The organism is Marinobacterium sp. xm-a-152 (genome assembly GCF_013282965.1).
Lineage (GTDB): Bacteria > Pseudomonadota > Gammaproteobacteria > Pseudomonadales > Balneatricaceae > Marinobacterium_E.
In genome coordinates this window covers 197,928-214,566 of the sequence record NZ_WBYI01000006.1, presented here as the reverse complement: position 1 = coordinate 214,566, position 16,639 = coordinate 197,928, and the positions used below count along the sequence as shown (strand labels likewise).

At 47.9% G+C, this 16,639-nt stretch carries 21 protein-coding genes; 12 read left to right on the top strand and 9 right to left on the bottom strand.

Annotated features, from left to right (window positions below; translation table 11 throughout):
* Positions 1–58 precede the first annotated feature (58 nt).
* From XMA152_RS07810 to XMA152_RS07790, 6 genes are all read left to right on the top strand, one after another.
* Positions 59–901, top strand: coding sequence for a TAXI family TRAP transporter solute-binding subunit (locus tag XMA152_RS07810; RefSeq protein WP_173483259.1), 843 nt, complete (start codon positions 59–61; stop codon positions 899–901).
* Positions 902–1,036 (top strand): hypothetical protein, encoded by a 135-nt coding sequence (locus XMA152_RS12735; protein WP_256368521.1) that lies wholly within the window; start codon positions 902–904, stop codon positions 1,034–1,036. It abuts the gene before it with no gap.
* A 64-nt stretch (positions 1,037–1,100) separates the two neighbouring features.
* Positions 1,101–3,038, top strand: a complete 1,938-nt coding sequence (locus tag XMA152_RS07805) for a TRAP transporter fused permease subunit (protein ID WP_173483258.1) — start codon at positions 1,101–1,103, stop codon at positions 3,036–3,038.
* Complete coding sequence (locus tag XMA152_RS07800) at positions 3,035–4,351, top strand: sulfatase (RefSeq protein WP_173483257.1); 1,317 nt, start codon at positions 3,035–3,037, stop codon at positions 4,349–4,351. The genes XMA152_RS07805 and XMA152_RS07800 overlap by 4 nt, the downstream gene beginning before the upstream one ends.
* Before the next feature lie 28 nt (positions 4,352–4,379).
* Entirely contained in the window at positions 4,380–5,168 is a 789-nt protein-coding gene (locus XMA152_RS07795) for a sulfite exporter TauE/SafE family protein (protein WP_173483256.1), read from the top strand.
* Positions 5,169–5,251: 83 nt separating this feature from the next.
* Positions 5,252–5,590 carry a carboxymuconolactone decarboxylase family protein gene (locus XMA152_RS07790; protein WP_173483255.1) on the top strand — a complete coding sequence of 113 codons (339 nt, stop codon included), beginning with the start codon at positions 5,252–5,254 and terminating at the stop codon, positions 5,588–5,590.
* A gap of 62 nt (positions 5,591–5,652) precedes the next feature.
* On the opposite strand, the gene XMA152_RS07785 is transcribed toward XMA152_RS07790, so the two are convergent.
* The 3 genes from XMA152_RS07785 to XMA152_RS07775 form a co-directional block, all read right to left on the bottom strand.
* Positions 5,653–6,498: a universal stress protein gene (locus XMA152_RS07785; protein ID WP_173483254.1), complete on the bottom strand. Its 846-nt coding sequence runs from the start codon at positions 6,496–6,498 to the stop codon at positions 5,653–5,655.
* Between the two features lie 9 nt (positions 6,499–6,507).
* Positions 6,508–7,986, bottom strand: coding sequence for a SulP family inorganic anion transporter (locus XMA152_RS07780; protein ID WP_173483253.1), 1,479 nt, complete (start codon positions 7,984–7,986; stop codon positions 6,508–6,510).
* An 82-nt stretch (positions 7,987–8,068) separates the two neighbouring features.
* Positions 8,069–8,308: a hypothetical protein gene (locus XMA152_RS07775; protein WP_173482015.1), complete on the bottom strand. Its 240-nt coding sequence runs from the start codon at positions 8,306–8,308 to the stop codon at positions 8,069–8,071.
* Positions 8,309–8,326: 18 nt separating this feature from the next.
* Here XMA152_RS07775 and XMA152_RS07770 point away from each other — a divergent pair, with 18 nt between their 5' ends.
* The 4 genes from XMA152_RS07770 to XMA152_RS07755 are packed head-to-tail and all read left to right on the top strand — an operon-like array spanning position 8,327 to position 11,132.
* Complete coding sequence (locus XMA152_RS07770) at positions 8,327–8,809, top strand: DUF2489 domain-containing protein (RefSeq protein WP_173483252.1); 483 nt, start codon at positions 8,327–8,329, stop codon at positions 8,807–8,809.
* Positions 8,809–9,183 carry a hypothetical protein gene (locus tag XMA152_RS07765; protein ID WP_173482013.1) on the top strand — a complete coding sequence of 125 codons (375 nt, stop codon included), beginning with the start codon at positions 8,809–8,811 and terminating at the stop codon, positions 9,181–9,183. Before XMA152_RS07770 ends, XMA152_RS07765 begins: the two co-directional genes overlap by 1 nt.
* Positions 9,184–9,192: 9 nt before the next feature.
* Positions 9,193–10,344 carry a methionine aminotransferase gene (locus XMA152_RS07760; RefSeq protein WP_371813298.1) on the top strand — a complete coding sequence of 384 codons (1,152 nt, stop codon included), beginning with the start codon at positions 9,193–9,195 and terminating at the stop codon, positions 10,342–10,344.
* Positions 10,332–11,132, top strand: coding sequence for an amidohydrolase (locus XMA152_RS07755; protein WP_173483251.1), 801 nt, complete (start codon positions 10,332–10,334; stop codon positions 11,130–11,132). Before XMA152_RS07760 ends, XMA152_RS07755 begins: the two co-directional genes overlap by 13 nt.
* On the opposite strand, the gene XMA152_RS07750 is transcribed toward XMA152_RS07755, so the two are convergent.
* Positions 11,129–11,659, bottom strand: coding sequence for a hypothetical protein (locus XMA152_RS07750; protein ID WP_173483250.1), 531 nt, complete (start codon positions 11,657–11,659; stop codon positions 11,129–11,131). The genes XMA152_RS07755 and XMA152_RS07750 overlap by 4 nt on opposite strands.
* A gap of 102 nt (positions 11,660–11,761) precedes the next feature.
* The gene (locus XMA152_RS07745; protein ID WP_173483249.1) at positions 11,762–12,337 is read right to left on the bottom strand and encodes a rhodanese-like domain-containing protein; all 576 of its coding nucleotides are present in this window, start codon (positions 12,335–12,337) and stop codon (positions 11,762–11,764) included.
* 152 nt (positions 12,338–12,489) lie between these two features.
* Between XMA152_RS07745 and XMA152_RS07740 the strand changes: the two genes are divergently transcribed.
* On the top strand, positions 12,490–13,032 hold the full coding sequence (locus XMA152_RS07740; protein ID WP_173483248.1) for a hypothetical protein: 543 nt from the start codon (positions 12,490–12,492) through the stop codon (positions 13,030–13,032).
* A gap of 4 nt (positions 13,033–13,036) precedes the next feature.
* On the opposite strand, the gene XMA152_RS07735 is transcribed toward XMA152_RS07740, so the two are convergent.
* Positions 13,037–13,456 (bottom strand): hypothetical protein, encoded by a 420-nt coding sequence (locus XMA152_RS07735; RefSeq protein WP_173483247.1) that lies wholly within the window; start codon positions 13,454–13,456, stop codon positions 13,037–13,039.
* A 174-nt stretch (positions 13,457–13,630) separates the two neighbouring features.
* Between XMA152_RS07735 and XMA152_RS07730 the strand changes: the two genes are divergently transcribed.
* Entirely contained in the window at positions 13,631–14,419 is a 789-nt protein-coding gene (locus XMA152_RS07730) for a DUF3530 family protein (RefSeq protein ID WP_173482007.1), read from the top strand.
* A 2-nt stretch (positions 14,420–14,421) separates the two neighbouring features.
* Here XMA152_RS07730 and ppiC read toward each other — a convergent pair whose 3' ends face one another.
* From ppiC to XMA152_RS07715, 3 genes are all read right to left on the bottom strand, one after another.
* Positions 14,422–14,700 carry a peptidylprolyl isomerase PpiC gene (gene ppiC, locus XMA152_RS07725; protein ID WP_173483246.1) on the bottom strand — a complete coding sequence of 93 codons (279 nt, stop codon included), beginning with the start codon at positions 14,698–14,700 and terminating at the stop codon, positions 14,422–14,424.
* 40 nt (positions 14,701–14,740) lie between these two features.
* On the bottom strand, positions 14,741–15,892 hold the full coding sequence (locus XMA152_RS07720) for a SulP family inorganic anion transporter (RefSeq protein WP_173483245.1): 1,152 nt from the start codon (positions 15,890–15,892) through the stop codon (positions 14,741–14,743).
* Positions 15,893–15,965: 73 nt separating this feature from the next.
* The gene (locus XMA152_RS07715) at positions 15,966–16,637 is read right to left on the bottom strand and encodes a DUF4395 family protein (RefSeq protein ID WP_173483244.1); all 672 of its coding nucleotides are present in this window, start codon (positions 16,635–16,637) and stop codon (positions 15,966–15,968) included.
* Positions 16,638–16,639 lie beyond the last annotated feature (2 nt).

Genomic DNA, 16,639 nt, shown 5'->3' with positions numbered 1-16,639 from the left:
TGTTGGCAATCTACTAGACTGGCTAAGTTCTAAAAATAATAACCTTTGGAGTTAAAAAATGTTCAAGAACGCATTTCGTAAAACAGTTTTAGCGACCACACTAGGTTTAGCTGCAGTAACTGCACAGGCGGCTGATATCAGTATGGAAGCTGCAGGCTCTCAATCAGTTGTTGGTCTAATGCCTCAAACCATGGCTTCTTTCCTATCTAAAGAAGATGTTAATGTTCAGTTAGCACTAGGTCAGACTCTGACTAAATCTCTTCTTAAAGTTGCTTCTGATAAGTTGGATTCTGCGGTAATCCCGCCTTTGGCGTTTAACGCTCTCAAAGCGGGTAAGGGGCCTTACGCTAAAATGGGCGCTGAAAAGGGTGCTGAATTGGCAAGCTCAGTTCGTGCGCTTTATGGTTTCCCTGGAAGTACGTTCCACGCCATCACTTGGGCTGATCAAGGCATCAACGAGTGGAAAGATGCAGCTGGCAAACGTGTCTACATTGGTCCACCAGCGGGTGCAGCCAACCGTCAGATCATTTCAATGGCAGCAGCCGGTGGTCTAGAAGCCGATCAGTATGAGGGTGTTAAAGCACCATGGAATGCGTCTGTTCAGGCTTTCCAGGTCGGTCAGTTCGATGTTGCCGTGCTATCAATGCCTGTAGGTTCTCAGGTGCTTGCCGAGATGAGTTTGAAGCGCCCAGTTCGCATTCTAAGCCTTCCAGAAGGTACTGAGCCAAATGCCGCTTTAGGTATGGAGTCTTCCATCATCCCTGCTGGTACCTACCCACAACAAGCCAATGAGAAAGACTCGACTGGTTTTCTAACACTAATGTTCATGGGTGTTAATGAGTCTATGTCTGATGATTTGGCTTACACAATGACTAAAGTTTACATGGAGTCACGTGAGTAGATGGGTAAAGACAACGCTATGCTTAATCACCTTACTAAGTACAGCCCATTTACGGGTGTAGCTGCACCACTTCACCCAGGTGCTATTAAGTACTTTGAAGAGCAGGGCATCGAAATTCCTGCAAACCTTAAGTAACGATTCAGTTACTCGCTACCTATAAAGCGGGGCAGCTTTGCCCCGCTTGTTTAGAGTCTTAATTATGAATACTTCTCTCGCAGCTACTGTGCAAAAGTCGATCGCTTTTGTTTTGGGTATTGTGGTGGCCTTCTACGGCCTTGCAAATATCCTTCCTGCTATCGGTGACTTCCGTTTAGGGCCTTTCCCTATGCACTGGTTCAGACCTACCTTCTTCGCACTTTGTGTAGCGATGGTGTTGGTAGATCTGGCCGATTCCAGTAAGAAAACGCCATGGTGGGTGCTTCTAATAGGATTGGCAGCCACTGCCGGCCTCTTCTGGGGTAGCTTCGAGTTCTATTTCGTCGCGCGTGATATCGATGATGCGATGTTCCTATTTGGCTCATACGAGATGTGGGTCGCAGTTTGCTCGGCTGCAGGTGCTCTATTTTTCTGTTGGCGTATTTGGGGCATTCCGGTTGCAATCCTTGGGGTGATCGGAATTGCGTATATGTGGACAGGGCACCTTTGGCCGGGGCCTTTACGAACTGTTAATAGCGGTATCGAAGAGATGTTGGCGCAGAACCTGCTCTTCTCGCTTGATACAGGCATTATGGGAAGTACCTTCTCAATCGTTATTACAACAGTATTCCCATTCATCATTCTAGGTGCCGTTTTAGAGGGCGTTGGTGCCGGTGAGTCGATGATTCGCATCGCATTCTACTGGATGCGTCGCACCGCAGGTGGTCCTGCCTATGCAGCGGTCATGTCATCAGGCCTGTTCGGTACCGTGTCAGGCAGTGCCGTAGCTAACGTTGTTGGTACCGGTGTGGTGACCATCCCAATGATCATGCGTCGAGGCTTCACGAAAAGCTTTGCTGGCGCTGTAGAGGCGTCGGCTTCTTCTGGCGGTCAGATTATGCCACCTATCATGGGTGCCGCTGCCCTGGTCATGGCGGACTTTGCAGGTGTTGGCTATCTGACAGTTATTATTGCTGTATTAGTGCCTGCTGTAGCGTACTACGTCAGTGTCTGCACGATGATCTACTTCGAGACTAAGCGTTTGGGGATTCAACCGAACGAAGAGGATATCGCTAAAACGCCTGTTCCAGAGAAGCAAGACTACCTGAATCTTTTGATGATTTTTGGTCCACTTTTAATCATTGTGGTTCTGCTGATAAGGGGGATGTCTCCATCGGGTGCTTCGATTACGGCTTTGGCAATTCTGTTCCCACTCAGTTTTATTAACCCGGCAATACGTAAGCAGCCAGCACGTTTAATTAAATGTCTATCAGATGGTGGTTCTACTTTCGCAGGCCTTTTGATGGCGATTGCGGCAGTCTCAATTGTTATCTCTGCGCTATCCGCAACAGGGGTGCCGGTTAAATTTGGTGTGCTTTTGAATTCGGTAGTGACTGATTCGTTAATGATCTCGTTGTTAGTTGCAGCTGTAGGGTGTGTCATCTTGGGTATGGGTATGCCAACGCTACCCGCTTATGTAACGGTAGCAACGATCGCGATTCCAGCGATGCAGATGCTCGGTTTGGACACGCTAACGGCTCACATGTTTGTGTTCATGATCGCGGTTGGTTCAGCCATTACACCGCCGGTAGCTATTGCAGCTTATGCTGCGGCAACGATTTCGGGAGGTGGTCCGATTAAAACATCCGTTGATGCCTCTCGAATCGGTATCATGATCTTTTTGATACCTTTCATGTTTGCTTACAACCCAATGATGTTGAGTGTCGATCAGGAGAACATTCAGTTCGCTTGGCTGCCTTGGGCGTGGTTGATGTTGAAACTGATTGTCAGCATTCCGGTTCTTTCAAGTGCACTGATCGGTTTTGATAAATCAAAACTGAATATTTTCGAAATTGCACTGCGCATCAGCTGTGTCGTGTTGATGTTTGTTCCTGACGGTTACTGGGATCTAGTCGGTCTTGGTGGGGCAGTTCTTATCCTGCTTGCTCACCGTTGTATTCTTGGATTTAACAGCCTTATTAAGGAAGGTGGGGCACTATGACCAATATTATTTACATTGTTGCTGATGATCTGGGTTATGCAGATCTAGGCTGTTACGGTGGTCGTGAAGCACAGTTTGGCATGATCTCTCCAAACATCGATCGCTTGGCAGAAGAGGGTATGATCTTTACCGATGGTTACGCTAACTCACCTGTCTGTTCACCCACACGATTTGCCTTAATGACCATGGCCTACCAATACCGCTTGCGCGGTGCATTGGAAGAGCCAATCAACAGTCGATCAAAGGGTGACCCCCGTCTAGGCTTACCACCAGAAATCCCAACCTTGCCTTCACAGCTAAAAAAGGCGGGTTACAACACAGGTCTAATCGGCAAGTGGCACCTTGGCTACCCACCTCATTTCAGTCCACTCAAATCGGGCTATGATGAGTTCTATGGCATTATGGCGGGTGGTGTGGATTACTTTAGCCATGTCAGTGGTAAGGGTGACCATGATCTCTACATTGATGAAGAGGAGCACCACGAGCCGGGTTATTTGACTGATCTATTGTCAGAGCGTGCGGTTCAGTTTGTAAACCGTAAAGCAGATGATGCGAAAAACGGCAAACCCTTTTTCCTAAGTCTTCACTACACGGCGCCACACTGGCCTTGGGAAACCCGTGACGACGAAGAGGTCTCTAAAAACATCACCAACCTGTTCCATCTTGATGGCGGTAACATTCATACTTATCAGCGTATGATTCACCACATGGATGAGGGGATCGGAAACATCATGGCTGCGCTTGAAGAGCAGGGCCTAACAGAGGATACCTTGATCGTCTTTACCAGCGACAATGGCGGTGAACGTTTCTCAGATAACTGGCCTCTGGTCGGCGGTAAAATGGACCTAACAGAGGGTGGTATTCGTGTCCCTTGGGTGGTTCGTTGGCCTAAGGGCATTAAGCCTGGCCAGAAAACGACTCAGCACTGTATGACAATGGATTGGTCATACACTCTGATGAAGATTGGTGGTGGCGAAGCGGATCCAAGCTACGCAACGGATGGGGTAGATTTGACACCTGTTCTGACGGGTCAAGTTGAGAGCTTTGAACGTCCTCTCTTCTGGCGTATGAATCACCGTGATCAGCGTGCCTACCGTATGGGCGATTGGAAATACCTGAAAGTTGATGAGCATGAGTATCTATTCAATGTCGTCAACGATGCACGTGAACGTGCGAACCAAGCTAAGAACTATCCAGATAAACTGGCTGAGATGCGTCAAGTTTGGTTGGATTGGAATAATACCATTCCAAGCATCCCAGACGATGCTACTGTTAGTTTAGGTTATGGTCGAGCAGACATGCCGCAGCGATAAGCTGCGGTTTTTAATTTAGGACAATGTGATGGAACTCACTCTACTCAGTAGCCTGGATCCTTATGCGATTTTGGCAGGATTCTTCTTCTCGATGCTGATCTTTTTATCGGGCGTTGGGGCTGGAGTGTTGGTGGTTCCCTCCCTGATTGTTCTGTTTAATCTGGAGCCAACATTGGCGGTTGCCAGTAGCTCATTCTTTGCCTTTTTAGCGAAGGTGCTGATGACGGTCGGTCATGCGAAGCAGGGTGGGGTTAACTGGACAGTTGGTCGAAAGTTTCTCTACCTATGCTTGCCGGTCACCATCCTCAGTGCCTTGAGCCTAACGCTCGTCTCGGATCCAGAGATGCGAGTGACAGTGGATCGTGTACTCATGTTACTCGTTCTTCTTGCTGGTCTGCTCTCTCTCGCTTCTATGTTTACTAAACGGATAAAAGAGGTTTTAAGCCGACTCAGTCTCTCTTGGCTCAGTGGTATCACTGGCTTTTTGATGGGTCTTACGGGTGTGGGTGGCGGAGTCTTGGTTGTCCCAGCACTCTCTTCATCTGGCGGGCTCTCTGTGAAGTCTGCCGTAGCGACGTCGATTCCTGTTGGACTGATTCTATCACTGGCAGTCTCAATCACCTTTGGTAGTCGCGGTGTTATGGATTATGCACTGGTGGCCTCTCTAATGGTCGGCTGTGTGGTCTCTTTGCCGTTGGCGTCTAAGCTCTTTTCACGCTTCAGTGAAGAGTCGATTAAACGGATAACGGGACTCTTCATTGGAGTGGCCCTGATCGGTTTAGTTGAAGCCCTATTAGAATCTATGCAATTAATTTAGAGAATTCTAATTTAACTGACCTATCTCAATACCTTTCCTACCCATTTCTCTATTCTGCTTCTAACTTAATTTAGGAGCAGGCTATGAGTCATAACTACCCAGAATATCGCGATCACCTTAATGAATTTGCCGCTAAGCTGCCGACTGGTGCGCGCAAAGGCTTTGCTGCGTTGCATCAAGGCACCATGAAAGAGGGGGTGTTGGATGTTAAAACGAAAGAGCTTATTGCACTGGGCATTGCGATAGCGACCCGTTGTGATGGCTGTATCGCCTACCATATGAATGCCGCGACTAACGCCGGTGTTACTCGAGAAGAGCTTGACGATATGATTGGCGTTGCTATGTTGATGGGCGGTGGACCTTCAATGGTCTATGGTGCACAAGCAATCGAGGCGTTCGAGCAGTATCAAGCTCAAAAGTAATTATGTACATTGCCTAAGAGGGTTTTAAACCTCCTAGGCAATGCAATCAAAAACAGAAAAGACTAACGTAACAGAAGGACGGGCGTCGGTGTTCGTCTTAGAAGTGAAGTAGTGGTACTGCCAACCAGCATCTGGCGGATACGCGAGTGTCCGTAAGCGCCCATTACCAGCAGTTCTGAACCTGTCTTAGACTCATGCTCCAGAATAACCTCTTCTGCTTCACCTGCCGCTAATGTGGCATTCACATTAAAGCCAGCCTCCACTAGGACCTTTTCAGCGATCTCTAACTCCTGTTTAAAGTCGAATGTCGCTGGCCCTACCATTAATAGCTCACATTCTGCCCCTTTTAACAGTGGGCTTTTGGCAACCATATCCAGAGCTTTACGAGCGGTTTTGCTGCCATCGTAAGCGATCATAAAACGCTTGGGTTCAACCAGTGCTGTATCTGTAATCAGAATAGGACGATGCAGTGCACGAATGATCGGTTCGATATGAACCCCCATAGCATCCCCATGCGCGCCTTTGCCTAACACGAGCAGACGAGTATCTGACTGCTCCTCTTCAAGGGTCTGCTGCAGATCGCCATGACGTTGTGAGGTTGAGGGTAAGAAAGCACGATCTTGGTTGGCTCTCTCTAGAGCGGCATTCAACATGACACGACCCTGTTCACGGGCAATGCGTCCACGCTGCTCATCAAGAGAGGCGAGCTCTTCTAGAAGAGACTCACGGGCACCCAGTCCAATGGTGCCACTTAGTGGACTCTTATCTTCCGTTGGGAATTCACGTTTATCAAGAACGTGCAGAAGTTTAAGAGGTGCTTGAAGGACTCGGCTCGCCCAAGCGGCCGTGTCACACACGGCTTCTGAGCGTTCACCGATGCCATCAATACAGGCTACAACTTGAGTCATAAATACTCCCTAGTGTCCCATCAGCTCATCGATCTGATCAGGTTTGTCGTGTACGGCGAATTTATCCACGATGGTCGCACTCGCCTCGTTCAAACCAACGGTGTCAACCGCAATCCCTTCACGACGGAATTTAAGAATCACCTTATCCAGTGCGCCGACGGCAGTTAAATCCCAGAAGTGTGCGCGTGATAGATCTATGGTGACACGATCCGTGTCCTCTTTGAAATCAAACGCATCGATGAACTTATCACTAGAACTGAAGAATACCTGGCCGACAACACGATAAACACGATGGTTTTCGCCTTCGCCATCCTCTTTGCCAATGTAGAGGAATTGACCAATTTTGTTGGCAAAGAATAGTGCGGCTAACAGCACACCGGCGAAGACGCCAAAGGCCAGGTTGTGAGTCGCCACAACGACAGCGACCGTCGTCAACATGACGATATTGGTCGACATTGGGTGTTTGCGTAGGTTAAAGATCGACTCCCAAGAGAAGGTACCAATCGAGACCATAATCATCACGGCCACCAGTGCTGCCATCGGAATCTGCGAGACCCACTCATCTAGGAAAACAACGAGTATTAGCAGAACAACACCTGCGATCAGTGTTGATAGGCGTGTTCGACCACCTGATTTCACGTTGATCACTGATTGGCCGATCATGGCACAGCCTGCCATGCCACCAAACAGGCCTGCACCGATGTTGGCAAGGCCTTGGCCTTTACACTCACGGTTTTTATCGCTTGAAGTATCAGTAAGATCATCAACGATAGTGGCGGTCATAAGAGACTCCAGAAGGCCTACGACTGCAAGAGGCAGTGAGTAGGGGAGGATGATCCACAGTGTTTCTAGTGTCAGAGGAACATCTGGCCATAGGAAAATTGGGAGTGTGTCAGGCAGTTCACCCATATCGCCTACCGTGCGAATATCCAGTCCAAGTGCCATTGAAACTGCGGTTAAAACAAGGATACAGACCAGAGGTGATGGGATTTTAGTGGTTAGGTAGGGGAAGGTGTAGATAATCACTAAGCCTGCTGCTGTCATGGCATAGACGTGCCAAGTAACATCAATCAGCTCAGGTAACTGCGCCATAAAGATCAAGATCGCTAGAGCGTTTACAAACCCAGTCACTACCGAGCGGGATACAAAACGCATCAACGAGCCTAAGCGAAGATAACCGGCACCAATCTGTATAACACCTGTTAATAGGGTTGCTGCCAGAAGGTATTCAAGGCCGTGCTCTTTCACCAAGGTGACCATCAGTAGGGCCATGGCACCCGTCGCGGCCGAGATCATGCCAGGGCGTCCACCGGCAAACGCGGTGATGACAGCGATACAGAAAGAGGCGTATAGGCCGACTTTAGGGTCAACGCCTGCGATGATCGAGAAGGCGATCGCTTCTGGAATCAAAGCCAAAGCAACAACCAAACCAGAGAGGATGTCGCCACGTACGTTAGAGAACCAGTTGTAGTGTAGTGATGGGCTCATTGGGACCTTCAGGGTATTAAACACGAAAGTCCGCAATTTTATCAGCTTTCAAGCCGTTTGTCGGTGGTCGGCCGGTTTTGAGTTATTGATCGGATTTGCTAGGGATGTAGTTTTGAAAAAAACTGATGTGAGTATTAAAACCACGAGATAGAGCGAGTGCTCTTTTGTGGTTCATTGGCAGCTCACCGGCTAGAATAGCGCTAAATTCTTTCGTATCAAGACCGCATAACTCAGCAGCTTGCTCTGCAGTCATCCCGGTTGGTTTTAAGTAGAGCTCCTCAATAAGAGTTCCTAGCTGTGCGTTTGAATCGAGAATTAACATGGTAATGGATTTGTGAATATGAACGAGAGTCTAGTATACACCCTGATCTTAATTGGTGTGATAGCCATTGCACTGCTGGCCTGGTTTATTACCAAACAGTTGCGTGAACAGCGTGAGATAACGCGTCAGTTAGCCGAGCAAGAGGAGAAATTGGCGGTAGAGGCAGCAGCCAATCGACGTTACCTAACAGAGAGCATTCGTATCATCTCTAACGCCATACTGCACGATGACAAGATCACTTTGACGGAGGGGTGCATGCGTCTAAAAGTGATGATTGATAATTACGACGCATCGCTGCATCAAGACCCTGACTACCAAGTGATTGAAGAGGTCTATGGTAAAACTTCCCATATTCCTATCCTTCAAGATTGGAAAGCCTTGGATAAACAGTCACAGCGAAAATTTCAGATGGAGATGCTGAAAGTAGAGGCTGAATGCCAAGAGAGAATCCACGCCGCGGCTCAACGTCTGATTGATCATGAGATGCATAGGGTTCACTGATGTCCATACTGCCAGTATTTATCTTTACTCTGCTGGCAACTCTACTGTTGGTCGCGGCACTGACCTTTGGCAGAACACCCAGTTATCGCCCAACAAGAGGATCGGTGATCAATCTACTTGAGCGTGTGCTCTCTGGGGAAGCCAAAGTGACCGAGTGGGATCTCTTTCTAGGCTTGCCAATACAGTCAGACCCACTACTGGAAGAGGCTAGGATTGATTGCCTCAGGATACATGAAGGACTTGATGGCGAGCAAAAAGCGAGTGAAGGTCTCGCCAACTATCTATATGATCGAAAAGGTCGAGAGCGCATTGCAGAGGTTCTCGAACGGTTAAAAAAAGCGATAAAAAAAGAGCCCACAATACGAGAGTTTTAGGAGCCAAGCGTGCTGAACTACCCCAAAACTAAACTGCCTTCAGTCGGTGAAACCATCTTCACAACAATGTCTGCATTAGCGGCTGAAAAACAGGCAATCAACCTGTCACAGGGCTTTCCAGATTACCTAGGCCCACAGAAGTTACTAGACGGTGTTGGTCGTGCGATTACCTCAGGCAACAATCAATATGCCCCTTTGGCCGGTGTTCCCAAACTGTTGGAACAGATTAAGCTCAAAGTGAAAAACTATTATGGTCGTGATTTGGATGTGGCCAATGAAGTGACTGTAACACCAGGTGCAACAGAGGCGATCTATTCAGCGATTACCTCTGTGATTCAGCCCGGTGACGAGGTGATCGTCTTTGATCCCGCCTATGATAGCTATCAGCCTGCCATTGAGATTAATGGTGGAGTGCCCGTTCATATTAAGTTGCTACCGCCCAATTTTTCGGTGCAGTGGGATGAGGTAAGAGCAGCCATCACCTCTAAAACCCGTATGATCATCATTAACTCGCCGCATAATCCGACGGGATCTATTTGGCAGCGATCCGATTTAGATGCGCTGGCTGATATTGTCAGAGGCACCGACATATTGATCATCAGTGATGAGGTCTACGAGCACCTGGTCTATGACGGACAGGTGCATCAAAGTGTGAACACACATCCAGAGTTGATTGAGCGTTCGTTCATTGTCTCCTCGTTCGGCAAAACCTATCACGTCACAGGCTGGCGCACTGGGTATTGTGTTGCACCTGCGCCATTAACCAAAGAGCTGCGCAAGGTTCACCAGTACGTCACATTCACCAGCCACACCCCGATTCAACATGCGATAGCGGACTTTATGGTTGAGGAGCCAGACTATCCACGAACACTGCCGGATTTCTTTACGCAAAAACGCGATCGATTGGCTAAGGGGCTGCAAAACAGCCGTTTTAAGCTGCTCAACTCGGGTGGTACCTATTTTCAGTTGGTTGATTACACTGAGATCAGCGATGAGCCTGATGATCAATTCGTACTGCGTTTGATTGATGAGGTGGGTGTCGCAGCGATTCCTCTTTCGCCGTTCTACTCAAACGGTGAGCAGACAGGTTGTATTCGTCTCTGCTTCGCCAAAGCGGATGAAACCCTTGATAAAGCGATTGAACGCCTATGTCGAATTTAACGCTGAGCTATTTTCAGATCGATCTTGCTTGGGAGGACTCTCAGGCCAACCGTAAGGCTATCGAAGAGCAGGTATTAGCTTTAGATAGCTGCGATATTGTCGTTATGCCTGAGATGTTTTTGACAGGTTTTACCATGTCACCTGAAACCTGTGCAGAACCCATTGATGGCAAGAACTTACAATGGTTGATTGAACTCGCGTCTCAAAGCGGAAAAGCTCTGGCAGGCAGTCTCTCTGTTTCTGTTGCAGGGGAGTATCGAAATCGCTTCCTCTTTATCACCCCTGAGGGGCGTGTCGCTAAATACGACAAACGCCATCTGTTCACTATGGGTGATGAGCCAAATCACTACACGGCCGGTGAAGAGCGCGTCATTATTCACTACAAAGGGTGGCGAATTATGCCGCTGGTCTGTTATGACCTTCGTTTCCCTGTATGGTCAAGAAATTGTGATGAGTATGATCTGCTTCTCTATGTGGCTAACTGGCCGGCTGCTAGAAGAGTCGCGTGGCGCTCTCTGCTTCAGGCGCGAGCCGTGGAAAATCTGGCCTATGTTGTTGGTGTCAATCGAGTCGGTACGGACGGAAATGGACTGGAGTATTCTGGCGACAGCCTGGTGATCTCTTTTGATGGGGAGTTGTTAAAAGAGAGTGAACCGTTTCAAGCAACGATCGAATCTGTTTCGCTGAATAAAGACGATCTTATGGAGTATCGATCTCGCTTCCCGGCGGCCGCCGATCGTGATGCGTTCACCTTGAGCGGTGTTAAGCGCAGAATCGTTGAACTTTAACGAAGTTTAAGCGGGCGCATGCAACGATACTCAGGTAACCCCTCTTTGGTGGGTACAATCGCACTGAGGCGAAGTGCGCTTTCAAGATGACCCGCTAACTCCTTAGGTAGTGGCTCTTCAAATGGGTCAAATGTCTGAAAGTAATCGATTAAAGGATTTCTAAAGAAATAGAGTGCGGATTCAGCGGTAATTTTGTCGCACAGTGCTTTTGCTTTTCGCGTACTTCGGGAATCATCAAACGCACCCTTAAGGCGTGTCTCAACGATTAAAATAATATCGGTTTCAGGAGAAGATGAGAGGTAGGCGCGCATGCCAATCTGCTCGTCTCGGGTATTAAGAAGATCTGCAATATTCGGGATTAACTGCTTATCTAGATCAAGGTTGAGTCTGTAAAAGCCCATATCAATCAGTGTGACCGGTCTCTCTGCAAGTTGGTAGAAGGCTCTAGCAGAATCATCGGCTTTGAGAGCGCCGCTGGCCAATAACACGGCTGAGATAATAAGGGCTTTTAGAGAGTAGTTTTTCAATTCATGTTCCTGATCAAAATTTAGCCTATTTTATTCATTGAACAGGAATAAAAAAAGAGGCCCTAAGGCCTCTTTAGAATATTTATCAGCTCACTCTGTCGATTAGAGTTCACCCTCAACCGTTGTAAGTCCATGAATGGTCCAATCTTGGTAGCCACCACGGTAGTAGTAGATCAGTTCTGCTGGGTAGCCTTCACGGATCATGGCACGAATGCCGCTTGGGCTTTGTGGACAGGTGCTTGAGTTACAGAAAGCGTAGATCTTAGTTGTAACGTCTGCACAGCTCCAACCCTCACCCTCTTTCTCACAACCGAATTGATCCATGTTCATGGCAACTTCAGTGTATGGAATGTTGATAGATCCAGGGATGGTACCTAGTTGAAGAACGTGATCTTTCATTCGCATATCAACGATCATGTTGTTCTCTTTACCAATCGCTTCGATTACATCGATCTCACCAACTGGCGTGACACCTTCTGCTGGAACCATAGGTTGTAGGTAACCCTTAATCAACGCAGGTGGAGTTTTAACTCGAGTGATCTCCATTGGACCGTCTTCAAGTTCAACGGTATACGCGTTCATTTTGTCCCATAGCTGGATGTTTTCGTCGCTGGCGATTGCAGTGAATGTGGTACCCGCAAATACTGCAGCGGTAGCGATGCTTAAAAGCTTTTTCATGATCTTTCCTCAGTGTTAATAGCGACTCTTACTTTTTATAACCATAAACAAGAGTCTTATTACCATTATCCTCTTCTGCTTTGGAAAAGTCTTATTAATTTTTAACCTCTGCTATTATTCTTTGATCGAATAATTACTTCGTAGGTCCTGGCATGAAAAAACTGACTCCACTCTCATTAGCCCTGTTTTTGATGACGGCTTCTAGTCACTCAATGGCAGAGATGTCCGTTGATCACAGCAAAATGACTCAACATGATCACGAGATGATGATGAAGCATCTCGGCATATCTGAAGAGGAGGCTAAACCTGTCGTCAATGACCAGAGAGAACTCGTATTGTTTCCTGAAGCTGAATACCATCTCACTTTGCAGAACATGCGAGACCACCTGAGGGGGGTAAACCTAGCCCTAATGAATGTGGCCTCTGGAGACTATGTTAAGGCTGCAGAAGCGATTGAGCAGCACCTTGGTTTTGGCAACAGTCACGGCGCCAATGGTCTGCATTCGGCTCGAGAGTACATGCCTCCTGGAATGCAGATGTTGGGTCACGGGATGCACACAAAAGCGAACGCGTTAGCGACGACGCTCAGGGATTCGGAGATTACTGAAGATAGTCAGGAGATTTTTCTGAAAATGGCCGATCTTACGTCGCAGTGTGTATCCTGCCACGATGCGTATCGATTGGGCACAGAGTAGAAACTTAGTTCGCGGCGTTTGAGCTAACAGGTGATAGCACACCACCCACATCAACCGCGCCTAATGCGACGTTTACCATGGCGTTAGTACCAACATCGGCAAGTATCTGCTCTTCATTGAGTGGATTCTTGCCGCAACTCTCCAACATGTTGGATGCATTTTTGCGATCGACATAGTCCAAGGCTGCGTTGGCACCGATGATGATGGGTGCCAATCCAACGGTCGCTACCGTCAAAATAGGCGTTGCAATGTTACGTCCCCATTTTAACTTCTCATGCTCAGTGACCGTTGACATGGATGATTCACATTGGGCAGTGACTACATCGCCATTGATACGTAGCTTATGAGCCGTGTCGTAACTCACGCTAGAGCATCCACTTACCAGCAGTGTTGAGCAGATTAAAGAGGTTGCGATGATTCTCATTGGACTTTGCTTTTGTACCATTAATGAACATTGTGACACTTATCTATATAGAGACAGGTTTTCCTGAAAAGTTCCCTAAGTTATTAATTTATTTTAAAAGTGACTCAATATTTACACCTTTTCGTATTCTGCTTTAATACAGTTAACCTGTCTGATTCATCTTAGGAGTTTGTCATGCGCCTATCTACCTTCCCGTTAGCATTTACACTGTGGGTATCGATGCTTGCCACTGTCGCTCATGCTCAACGAGTCCCTGATCTTGAACGTGAACAACGGATGGTGGATGAAATAGTTGATGTCATCTTTGATGGCGACCCTATAGAACTCAGTGACGGTGATCGGGAGTTTCTAGCGATCTTTATGGAGGCCGACGAGCCAAAAGGGACAGTGATCATCGCTCATGGACGTGGTTATCACGCCGACTGGGAGAGCGTTGTAAACCCTTTGCGAGTGGGTTTGGTTGAAGCGGGTTGGAATACCCTCAGCATTCAACTTCCGGTTTTGGAAAAGAGCGCTAAGTATTTTGACTACGTCGATATCTTTGATGAAGCTGCCCCACGTTTCCAGGCTGCGACTGAGTTTGCTAAGGAGCAGGGTGGTCAAGTTGTTTTGCTCGCTCACAGTTGTGGTTCACACATGGCGCAGCGTTGGATTAAGAATCAACCTGAAGCGAGCTTAGCCTCATTTGATGCCTATGTCGGAATCGGGATGGGAGCCACCGATTACAAACAACCGATGGTAGAACCTTTTCAGCTCGATAAAATGCCAATGCCAGTCTTAGACCTTTATGGCAGTGAAGATTTCCCGGCTGTTATCAGAAAAGCGCCAGAGCGTCTGGCTATGCTGGAAAAAGCAGGTAATCCAAAGTCGGCACAGCTGGTTGTTGAAGGGGCAGAGCACTACTTCAAAACACATAAATCTGAGTTGGTCGACACTGTTTCTGGTTGGTTAGATAGGCTTTGACCTTAGTTACGGTAAAGGGTCTTAATTAGATGGTAGCCAAAACGGGTTTTGATAGGGCCGTGTACCTTTAAGATCGGGCGCTTAAAGACCACATCATCGAAGGCTTTGACCATATCGCCACGATGAAACTCACCGAGGCTACCGCCTCTCTTGCCTGATGGGCAGATAGAGTGTTTTTTAGCGAGCTGATCGAACTTCTTACCCTTTTTAAGCTCAGCTAATATCGCCAAAGCTTCCTCTTTGGTCTTTACCAAAATGTGTACTGCAGATGCGGTGGCCATAGTCTCTCTCGAAATAGTTATGCTGTGAATTCTATCAGATCTACTCTAGCGCTTCTGCTAAGGTGGCGGTAAAACTTAACTGGTTCGGTAGAGGTGTCAGGTCAGATCGAGAGACAGTTTTTAACGGTTGAAACTGCAGATCTGCCAAAACGATTTCACAGCCATCCTGAATTCGACGTTCAATGAAACGTTCAAGTGCCGACAGCCCGCCGGCATCCAGTATCGATACACCATCTAGGTATAAGATGATTTTTTGTTTTCCTTGGCTTAGGTGCTCCAGTTGGTCAAAAACTCGATCAGCGGCAGCAAAGAACAGTGGTCCGTTGATTTTGAAGACGGCGGTTCTTTCAGAGAGCGGCCTAGGGACATGTTTACGCACGCCACTGATATCTTTTACTTGGGTCACCTGTGCTATGTCTCGCATGAAGAGCAGTGCCGCTAGCACGACGCCCACGCAAATGGCGATCACCATGTCAAAGATGACGGTCAGCGAGAAGCAGCTAGTCTCTATCTCGTTAAAGCCCCAGAGAAAAGCCGCTAGGGTTCCGACAATGGCTGCTGGAAGATAGGTTGGGATGGGCGTTTTAAATTTTGGCCAAATGATCAATGAGGCCAGTGTCACCACCCCGACAACGAGCTCCCCGGTGTGAATGGCAGGAAGATGGTCAAACAGGGTGACAAGCTTGGCAAAGAAGAATTCAGGCATTTCAGCTATATGAAGGCCTAGGAAATCATTGAGTTGCAATACTGCGATAACGACGGCAATGCCACTGGTGAAGCCGAGAGTCACCGGTTCGGGTATATACTCAATCAACCGACCTAACCTCGCGAAAGCGAGCGTGAGCATGATCAAACCGGCCAGAAGCGTAGCTAGCAGAAGTCCATTCAAGCCGTAACTTTGAGCAACTGGATAGAGTATGACTACGAATGCAGCCGTTGGGCCTGAAACGCTGTATCTAGAACCACCGGTTAAAGGGATCAATATACCGGCAATGATCGCTGTATAGAGACCGTACTGCGGAGGTACTCCGCTGGCAATGGCGAGTGCCATAGAGAGCGGAATTGCGATGATACCGACGGTTAATCCGGCGAGTAGGTCTTTAATGAAATGATCAAAACGGTACCCCTCTTTAAAGACTTCACGCAGAGCAGTGAAAGGGAGTACTGAATTAAAACGTGATCGATGTGGCATGTCAGTGAGGACCGTATAGATCGTATGAGATCCTCACAATTTATAGGGTTTTAAGTGAGCTAGCTATCGTCTTTTAGTCGTTGCTGCTGTCAACACAGGTGTCACAGTGCTCTTTGAAGATACCGACTTTTACCAGCACCGAGTGGAACCAACAGCCTGCACACCAACCTGCAGCGGCTTCTAGCCACATGAAGGTTAGACAGAGAGGAATGGTCACTAGCGGGGTCCAACGAGGCATCCAGTTTTGTGTGGTTGTCAGCAGTTCACTTCCTGTGAGGCTGTTTACAAATTCGGCAACCGGTACCGGGTTGAAGAACAGCAGGCAGGCAGCAACCAGTGCGGTACCAATCTTCCAAGCAAACTTCTTAGGCTGGTATGGGCGGTAGACCGGCTTGTGGTGACGGTTCATAGCACCGGCAATCCAGAACAGGGGACAGAGCCAGGCGGTGCGTTTGCTTTGACTTAGCACCATCTCCCAAAGGACATAGAGTAATAGGTAAGTTTGTGGGGTCCAGTCGTAGACCTGTCGTACGACTTCGGCGGAGTAGATGATCTGCCCAGCCATGTTGGTCTCCCAAGTATCCTCGAGTGTGCTGGGGTCAACGATGAATGCTGAACCATTGATCGTGTTGTAGAAGATAACAAGAATGGAAACCGGAACTAGGAATAGAAAAGCGGCACGTGTTCTAACAACATTGTCGTTGACCATGTCGTAACTCATTGGGTGAAACAGTGGGTTTCTCATCA

Bases quoted from the DNA above. Each gene is read 5' to 3' on its own strand.
- XMA152_RS07810 (WP_173483259.1), top strand. From the start codon at position 59: ATGTTCAAGAACGCATTTCGTAAAACAGTTTTAGCGACCACACTAGGT.
- XMA152_RS12735 (WP_256368521.1), top strand. From the start codon at position 902: ATGGGTAAAGACAACGCTATGCTTAATCACCTTACTAAGTACAGCCCA.
- XMA152_RS07805 (WP_173483258.1), top strand. From the start codon at position 1,101: ATGAATACTTCTCTCGCAGCTACTGTGCAAAAGTCGATCGCTTTTGTT.
- XMA152_RS07800 (WP_173483257.1), top strand. From the start codon at position 3,035: ATGACCAATATTATTTACATTGTTGCTGATGATCTGGGTTATGCAGAT.
- XMA152_RS07795 (WP_173483256.1), top strand. From the start codon at position 4,380: ATGGAACTCACTCTACTCAGTAGCCTGGATCCTTATGCGATTTTGGCA.
- XMA152_RS07790 (WP_173483255.1), top strand. From the start codon at position 5,252: ATGAGTCATAACTACCCAGAATATCGCGATCACCTTAATGAATTTGCC.
- XMA152_RS07785 (WP_173483254.1), bottom strand. From the start codon at position 6,498: ATGACTCAAGTTGTAGCCTGTATTGATGGCATCGGTGAACGCTCAGAA.
- XMA152_RS07780 (WP_173483253.1), bottom strand. From the start codon at position 7,986: ATGAGCCCATCACTACACTACAACTGGTTCTCTAACGTACGTGGCGAC.
- XMA152_RS07775 (WP_173482015.1), bottom strand. From the start codon at position 8,308: ATGTTAATTCTCGATTCAAACGCACAGCTAGGAACTCTTATTGAGGAG.
- XMA152_RS07770 (WP_173483252.1), top strand. From the start codon at position 8,327: ATGAACGAGAGTCTAGTATACACCCTGATCTTAATTGGTGTGATAGCC.
- XMA152_RS07765 (WP_173482013.1), top strand. From the start codon at position 8,809: ATGTCCATACTGCCAGTATTTATCTTTACTCTGCTGGCAACTCTACTG.
- XMA152_RS07755 (WP_173483251.1), top strand. From the start codon at position 10,332: ATGTCGAATTTAACGCTGAGCTATTTTCAGATCGATCTTGCTTGGGAG.
- XMA152_RS07745 (WP_173483249.1), bottom strand. From the start codon at position 12,337: ATGAAAAAGCTTTTAAGCATCGCTACCGCTGCAGTATTTGCGGGTACC.
- XMA152_RS07740 (WP_173483248.1), top strand. From the start codon at position 12,490: ATGAAAAAACTGACTCCACTCTCATTAGCCCTGTTTTTGATGACGGCT.
- XMA152_RS07735 (WP_173483247.1), bottom strand. From the start codon at position 13,456: ATGAGAATCATCGCAACCTCTTTAATCTGCTCAACACTGCTGGTAAGT.
- XMA152_RS07730 (WP_173482007.1), top strand. From the start codon at position 13,631: ATGCGCCTATCTACCTTCCCGTTAGCATTTACACTGTGGGTATCGATG.
- ppiC (WP_173483246.1), bottom strand. From the start codon at position 14,700: ATGGCCACCGCATCTGCAGTACACATTTTGGTAAAGACCAAAGAGGAA.
- XMA152_RS07720 (WP_173483245.1), bottom strand. From the start codon at position 15,892: ATGCCACATCGATCACGTTTTAATTCAGTACTCCCTTTCACTGCTCTG.
- XMA152_RS07715 (WP_173483244.1), bottom strand. From the start codon at position 16,637: ATGAGAAACCCACTGTTTCACCCAATGAGTTACGACATGGTCAACGAC.